Source organism: Streptomyces sp. SID5910, from assembly GCF_009862125.1.
GTDB lineage: Bacteria > Actinomycetota > Actinomycetes > Streptomycetales > Streptomycetaceae > Streptomyces.
Genome location: NZ_WWHX01000445.1, coordinates 1 through 5,795, shown reverse-complemented (window position 1 = coordinate 5,795; position 5,795 = coordinate 1). Strand labels below are relative to the sequence as shown.

Annotated in this window: 8 protein-coding genes; 3 read left to right on the top strand and 5 right to left on the bottom strand. The window is 71.4% G+C overall.

Annotation, left to right across the window (positions count from 1 at the left end; genetic code table 11):
- Window positions 1-151: 151 nt before the first annotated feature.
- Window positions 152-760 (top strand): response regulator transcription factor, encoded by a 609-nt coding sequence (locus GTW67_RS15835; protein WP_161165467.1) that lies wholly within the window; start codon window positions 152-154, stop codon window positions 758-760.
- Window positions 761-777: 17 nt separating this feature from the next.
- Here GTW67_RS15835 and GTW67_RS15830 read toward each other — a convergent pair whose 3' ends face one another.
- Window positions 778-1,185 carry a DoxX family protein gene (locus GTW67_RS15830; protein ID WP_161165466.1) on the bottom strand — a complete coding sequence of 136 codons (408 nt, stop codon included), beginning with the start codon at window positions 1,183-1,185 and terminating at the stop codon, window positions 778-780.
- Between the two features lie 302 nt (window positions 1,186-1,487).
- Between GTW67_RS15830 and GTW67_RS15825 the strand changes: the two genes are divergently transcribed.
- Entirely contained in the window at window positions 1,488-1,895 is a 408-nt protein-coding gene (locus GTW67_RS15825; RefSeq protein ID WP_161165465.1) for a DUF6223 family protein, read from the top strand.
- 40 nt (window positions 1,896-1,935) lie between these two features.
- Here GTW67_RS15825 and GTW67_RS15820 read toward each other — a convergent pair whose 3' ends face one another.
- From GTW67_RS15820 to GTW67_RS15805, 4 genes are read right to left on the bottom strand one after another with little or no spacing between them, the layout of a single operon-like run.
- Window positions 1,936-2,949 carry a DUF2891 domain-containing protein gene (locus GTW67_RS15820; RefSeq protein ID WP_161165464.1) on the bottom strand — a complete coding sequence of 338 codons (1,014 nt, stop codon included), beginning with the start codon at window positions 2,947-2,949 and terminating at the stop codon, window positions 1,936-1,938.
- Window positions 2,949-3,599 carry a pyroglutamyl-peptidase I gene (gene pcp / locus GTW67_RS15815; protein ID WP_161165463.1) on the bottom strand — a complete coding sequence of 217 codons (651 nt, stop codon included), beginning with the start codon at window positions 3,597-3,599 and terminating at the stop codon, window positions 2,949-2,951. Before pcp ends, GTW67_RS15820 begins: the two co-directional genes overlap by 1 nt.
- A 50-nt stretch (window positions 3,600-3,649) precedes the next feature.
- Window positions 3,650-4,624: a 5-oxoproline transporter, DUF979 family subunit gene (locus tag GTW67_RS15810; protein WP_161165462.1), complete on the bottom strand. Its 975-nt coding sequence runs from the start codon at window positions 4,622-4,624 to the stop codon at window positions 3,650-3,652.
- Window positions 4,621-5,340, bottom strand: a complete 720-nt coding sequence (locus GTW67_RS15805) for a DUF969 domain-containing protein (RefSeq protein ID WP_161165461.1) — start codon at window positions 5,338-5,340, stop codon at window positions 4,621-4,623. Before GTW67_RS15805 ends, GTW67_RS15810 begins: the two co-directional genes overlap by 4 nt.
- Window positions 5,341-5,561: 221 nt before the next feature.
- Between GTW67_RS15805 and GTW67_RS15800 the strand changes: the two genes are divergently transcribed.
- On the top strand, window positions 5,562-5,795 hold a 234-nt coding region (locus tag GTW67_RS15800), incomplete at its 3' end, for a LamB/YcsF family protein (RefSeq protein ID WP_161165460.1).

The following is a 5,795-nucleotide window of genomic DNA, read 5'->3' as shown; positions in this document are numbered from 1 at the left end:
CGGCTCTCGACTCGGGCCTTCTTCGCCGGCGAGCCGACGGCATCCGCCCGCCCGTGTCCTGCGGCAGCGCGGACCTGCGCCCTGCTCGCGCCCGCGACCTGCCGCGCCGCGGCGACCGCACCGATCAGTTACAGCGACTTCTGGAGGGAAGATGGCGATCAAGCTGGTCCTGGCCGAGGACGAGGCGCTCACCAGGGAAGCCCTCACCGAGCTTCTCCAACTGTCCGAGGACATCGACGTGATCGCCCACACCGGGCGCGGCGACAGGGTGGCCGGGCTGGTGCGGGAGCATGGCGCGGGCATCGCCGTGATTGACGTGCACATGCCCGGAATGAACGGGATCGAGGTCGCCGAGCAGTTACACCGGGAGCGGCCCGGCTTTCCGCTGGTGATCCTCACCTGCGAAGTCCGGCCCGGCCATCTGCAACGGGCGCTGAAGGCCGGCGTACGCGGCATCCTGACGAAGGACACCTCGATCCGCGAGTTGAGGCGGGTGATCCGTGAAGTGCACGCCGGCGGAAGCCACTTGCCGCCCGAGCTGATCGAGAAGATGGTGGCCGCCGGGGAGAACCCCCTCACGGTCCGCGAGGCCGAGATCCTGAAGGTGGCCGAGGACGGGCGCCCCCTCAGCGCCATCGCGTCCCAGCTCCATCTGAGCCCCGGCACGGTCCGCAACCACATACACTCCGCCATCCACAAACTGGAGGCGAGGAACAGGGTCGGCGCCGTGCTGGCCGCGTCGCGGGCCGGCTGGATCTGACTCCCTCCGCGCGGTCCTCAGCGGGCGGTGGCGGGACGGATCACCGCCCGGACGCTGTCCCGCCGTCCCCAGGCGACCGTGATGCTGAGCAGGAGGAGGACCACCGCCAGCAGCGAGAAGGCGTCGATGACCAGGTTGGTGATCACCGCGCCGGTCATCAGACCGGCCAGTCCCAGCGCGGCCGGCCCGGCCAGACGCGGGATGAGCAGCCCGAGCACGCCGACGAGTTCCACGACACCGACGAAGTACCTGAGCCACTGCCCGGCTCCGATGTCGTGGAAGGCGGCCACCATCTCCGCGGCGCCGAAAAGCTTCGCGGAGCCGGCGGCGAGGAATACGAGCCCCAACAGCGCCTGACACACCCAGAGGCCGATGCGCGCGGCCTGTCCCGCTCCGTCACCCGATGAGGTTTCCGGTCCGCTCATCCAGGACCCCGATTCTCTCGGTAAAGGGGTACGACCAGAAAATTACTGCCTGGACGATAGCCCGCGGAATTCGAGCGGGTCAACGATCGCGCAGAAAATGAATCCGTCGATCAGCGCCTCGAATGAACGGGGCCGAGCGGGCATGCTGCGTTCGCGGTAGTCGACTGCTCCGGCGGCAGACTCCGCCCCCGGTCCGTACCGCTCCGACGGTAGGCGGAACGAATACTCCGGCATGACGAATTGCGGCCGGCCGATACCTACGCTGAAGCCCGTCCACCGTCATGAGAACCGAAGGGAACCCCATGTCCGTCCGTCGCCTGCTCATCGCCGCCTCAGCCGCCGTGACCTCCGGACTCGTGCTCGCCGCTCCGGCGGCCGCCCACGTCATGGCCGCCGACGGGGACGACGGTGGCTCCGGGCGGGGCCCTTCCCTCGCGGCCCTCGTCGTGGCGATCGTCAGCGTGGTGCTCGGCGTACGGGCCCTGCGGGCGGCCGGCCGAGGCGCCGGCAACGCGCGCGGCGGAGCCGTCGCGGGAGTGGCGGTGGGAGCGGTCGGCGTGATCATCGGCGGCATCGCCCTGGCGACGGCGGACGGCGGTGTGGGCAACGGCTCCGGCACGGGCGGCGCCGTCGTGGCCATGGTGGTGGGACTGGCCGGCGCGGTCCTCGGCGCGCTGGCGCTGTCCCGCTCCCGCCGCGCCGTCGCCTGAACCGCCCCGGGCCGCGTACAAATGCCGCCCGGGGCAGGTGTCAGCGCGCCGCGACCGGGTCCAGGGCCAGCGTCGCGAAGGTCGCCAGCCAGTGATCGGTGGTGAAGTCGCCCCGCTCCACGGCCGGCAGGCCCGCCGCGAGGTGTGCCTCGGCCGCCGCGCCGAGGCGTCCGCGGACCGGCCCGTCGGGCAGGGCGTCGGCGAGGGAGCGCAGCGCGGCCGCCCTGCTGAGGGTCAGGCCGAGCAGATGGCCGATCTGCGGGTCGGCGTGGTCGGAGACGACCGGGACGTCCAGCAGCGGGCACGGGGCGCCGGAGCCGAGCGCGGGCAGGAAGCGGTCGAGCCACGCTGCGAAGGCGTCCTCCGGGAGCACCCTGCGCACCGCGTCGGCCTCGCTCAGCGCCGGCGACAGGAAGTCCTGCCCCGAGGGTTCCCAGTGCGCGGGCGCGTCGTGGTCGTCGGCGAACCAGGACAACAGCCGTTCCCGTACGGCCTGTTCGGTCGTGGCCGACAGTTCGCCCGAGTCGAGGGCGAGGCCCAGCGCGAAGGCGCTGTTGGGGTGGTTGCCGTGGCGCACCGGGTACGTGGCCTTCGGCAGCCAGTCGGCCAGCAGCCCGTCGACGACGGCGACGGCCGGTGCCAGCGCCCGGGTCCAGCGGGCGCCCTCAGGACCCTCGTGCGCGCGGCACTCGGCGGCGAGCGCGAGCAGCCAGGCCCAGCCGTAGGGCCGCTCGAAGGACGGGTGGTCGCGGAGGTAGGCGGCCTCGGTCGTGAGGTTCTCGGCGGTGAGGTGCCGGTCGAGCACGTCGACGGCCGGGCTGGTGTCCGGCAGTGCGGGGGTGCCGCCGTGCCGGCGCAGCAGGCGGACGAGCAGCCAGTGCATGTGCACCGAGGAGTGCCAGTCGTAGGCGCCGTAGAAAGCCGGGTGCAGGGAGCGGGGCTCGACGCGCTCGTCGGCGGAGAGGGTCAGGTGGGCCGGGAAGTTGGGGTATTCCCGGGTGATGTTGGCGAGGGCGAGCCGCGCGAAGGGGGCGGCGTGGGTGCTGAGCGGCATCAGTGGGTGGCTCCCTCGGTGACCTTCAGGTCGTGTTCGGCCGGTGTGCGGGCGGCGGTGGCCAGCAGGGCGCGCAGGCCGTGGGCGACGGTGGCGGGCGGCAGCGACGGCGCCTGGCCGTCGGGGACCTGGTCCGGCGCCCAGGGGACGTGGACGAAGCCGCCCCGGACGTGCGGGAACCGCGTGGCGATGAGGTGGCCGAGGCCGTAGGCGACGTGGTTGCACACGAAGGTTCCGGCGGTGTTGGACACGGCGGCCGGGACACCGGCCTCGCGCATCGCGGCGACGCAGGCCTTGACGGGCAGGGTGGAGAAGTAGGCGGCGGGGCCGCCCGGCACCACCGGTTCGTCGATGGGCTGCCGGCCCCCGTTGTCGGGGATGCGCGCGTCGTCGACGTTGATGCCGACGCGCTCGACGGTCACGCCGGGGCGCCCGCCCGCCTGGCCCAGGCAGAGCACCAGGTCGGGGGCGGTGGCCTGGACGGCGTCGCGCAGGGCGTCGAGGGCCTCGCCGAACACGCAGGGCAGTTCGGCGGCGGTGACCGAGAGGCCGGCGGGCGGTTCGGCGGCCACCAGGGACGCCGCCTGCCAGGACGGGTTCACGCGCTCGCCGCCGAAGGGGGCGAAGCCGGTGATGAGGACGCGGGTCAAGGCACTTCCTTACGGTGACGGGGCGGGCGGCACGGCGACCGGCGGGCGCCTCAGAAGGCGAAGACCGCCATGATCACGGTGCAGCAGGCCAGGAGCGCGACGCCGGTCGGCAGCTGGGCCTTGATCGGTCCGTACTGGTCCTTCAGTTCGAGCAGGGTGGCCGGGACGATGTTGAAATTGGCGGCCATCGGCGTACAGAGGGTGCCGGCGAAACCGGCCAGCATGCCGATCGCGAGGACGGCGGGCTCGTTGCCGTGCATCTGCTGGATGAGCACGGGCCAGCCGATCGCCGCGGTCATCACCGGGAAGGCGGCGAAGGCGTTGCCCATGATGACGGTGAACAGGAACATGCCGACGCAGTACGCGATCACCGCGAGGTACTTGGAGTCGTCGGGCAGCACCTTGTTGACGAGGTCGCCGACCTGGTCGCCGACGCCGGCGGCGGCGAAGATCGAGCCGAGCACGGCGAGCAGCTGGGGCAGCAGCAGGGCGGAGCCCATGGCCTCCAGCATGGAGCGGCCGGAGTGGATCGGGACAGAGACCTTCTTCTCGCCGGTGACCAGCATGCCGACGACCAGTGCCGCGATGCAGCCGAGGCCCAGTCCGAGGAGGGTCGCCTTGCCGGTCTCGAAGAGGCCGGACTCGTCCAGCACGGAGGCGCAGACGATGGCGACGAGCGGGATCGTCAGGGCCGGGATGAAGATCTTGTTGCCGAGCCGGGCCGCGGACGCCTCACGCTGTTCGCCGGTGGTGGTGACCGGGACGCCCTTGCCGAGGAAGTTGAACCCGGCCAGCACGATCAGGGCGAGGACGGCGACGCCGAGCGGTTCGGCGGGCAGGGTCCAGTCCCCGTTGTTCGCGGTGGCGTTGGCGACGCCGGTGCCGTAGGGGAAGGTGAGTCCGAGCAGGCCCCAGAAGGCGGCGGACGTCCACCGCTTGGGGTTGCTGCGGTCGGTGGCCATCTGCACGGCCATGACGACGAAGACGAGGCCTATCAGCCAGTACAGCCATTCGACCTTGATCACTTCTCGGCCCCCTCGGGAAACGGCAGGTCGTGTTCGGCCGCGGCGAGCGCCATCTCGCGCTCCAGCTGCCGGTCCATGAGCAGCAGGCGGGCGCCGTGGATGAGGAAGGCGCAGACGGCCAGCGGGATCGCCCACAGGGCCAGCTGGGTCGGTTCGATGTCCTGGTGGTACGTGGAGTTCACGAAGCCGGTGATCAGCAGGATGGAGCCGATCGCGATGAAGCAGTCCTCGCCGAAGAAGACGCCCACGGTGTCGGCCGACGCGGAGTAGGAGCGGACCTTCTCGCGCAGGCGGTCGGGCAGCTTGGCCCCGGTGGAGCGCTCGGCGGCGGCCTCGGCCATGGGTGCCACGAGGGGCCGCACGGTCTGCGCCGGGCCGCCGATGCTGTTGAGGCCGAAGGCCGCCGTGACCTGCCGGACCAGCAGGTACACGGTGAGGAAGCGGCCGGCGCTGAGCTTGCCCAGGCGGCCGATGAGGTTGCGGGCCTGCTCGCGCAGCCCGTAGCGCTCCAGCAGGCCGATCACCGGGAGCACGATGGCGTAGACGGTGACCGAGCGGCTGTCGGCGAAGGACCGGCCGAAGGCCGCGAGAACCTCCAGCGGGTCCATCTTGCCGAGCAGTCCGGTGACGATACCGGCGACACCCACCACGAGGACGGGATTGCGGCGCGTGACGAATCCGAGGATCACCACGACCACACCGAGAAGAACGATCATTCGGTGGCCTTCTTCAGGCGTTGGGGGCAGGGCACGGACCCGGGAGTCTCGGAGTCGGCGCTTCGGCGGTCCTCGGACCATAACTCCGGATGCGTGGCAGATGCACGGACCCTAGACGATCGTTCAACGATCTAACAAGAGGTGACTTTCACATCCGGACCAGCGGCCCGCACTTCGCCCACCTCTTGTCGAATCGTTCAACAATCCATTACGTTCGAAGGGTGATCGACCTCAACGCAGACCTCGGTGAGGGCTTCGGCCGCTGGACCCTCACCGACGACGACGCCCTGCTCTCCGTCGTCACCAGCGCCAACGTCGCCTGCGGTTTCCACGCGGGCGACCCCTCGGTGATGCGGCGCGTCTGCGACCTCGCCGCCGAGCGCGGGGTGCGTATCGGGGCCCAGGTGTCCTACCGCGACCTGGCCGGCTTCGGCCGGCGCACCATGGACGTGCCG

Bases quoted from the DNA above. Each gene is read 5' to 3' on its own strand.
- GTW67_RS15835 (WP_161165467.1), top strand. From the start codon at position 152: ATGGCGATCAAGCTGGTCCTGGCCGAGGACGAGGCGCTCACCAGGGAA.
- GTW67_RS15830 (WP_161165466.1), bottom strand. From the start codon at position 1,185: ATGAGCGGACCGGAAACCTCATCGGGTGACGGAGCGGGACAGGCCGCG.
- GTW67_RS15825 (WP_161165465.1), top strand. From the start codon at position 1,488: ATGTCCGTCCGTCGCCTGCTCATCGCCGCCTCAGCCGCCGTGACCTCC.
- GTW67_RS15820 (WP_161165464.1), bottom strand. From the start codon at position 2,949: ATGCCGCTCAGCACCCACGCCGCCCCCTTCGCGCGGCTCGCCCTCGCC.
- GTW67_RS15805 (WP_161165461.1), bottom strand. From the start codon at position 5,340: ATGATCGTTCTTCTCGGTGTGGTCGTGGTGATCCTCGGATTCGTCACG.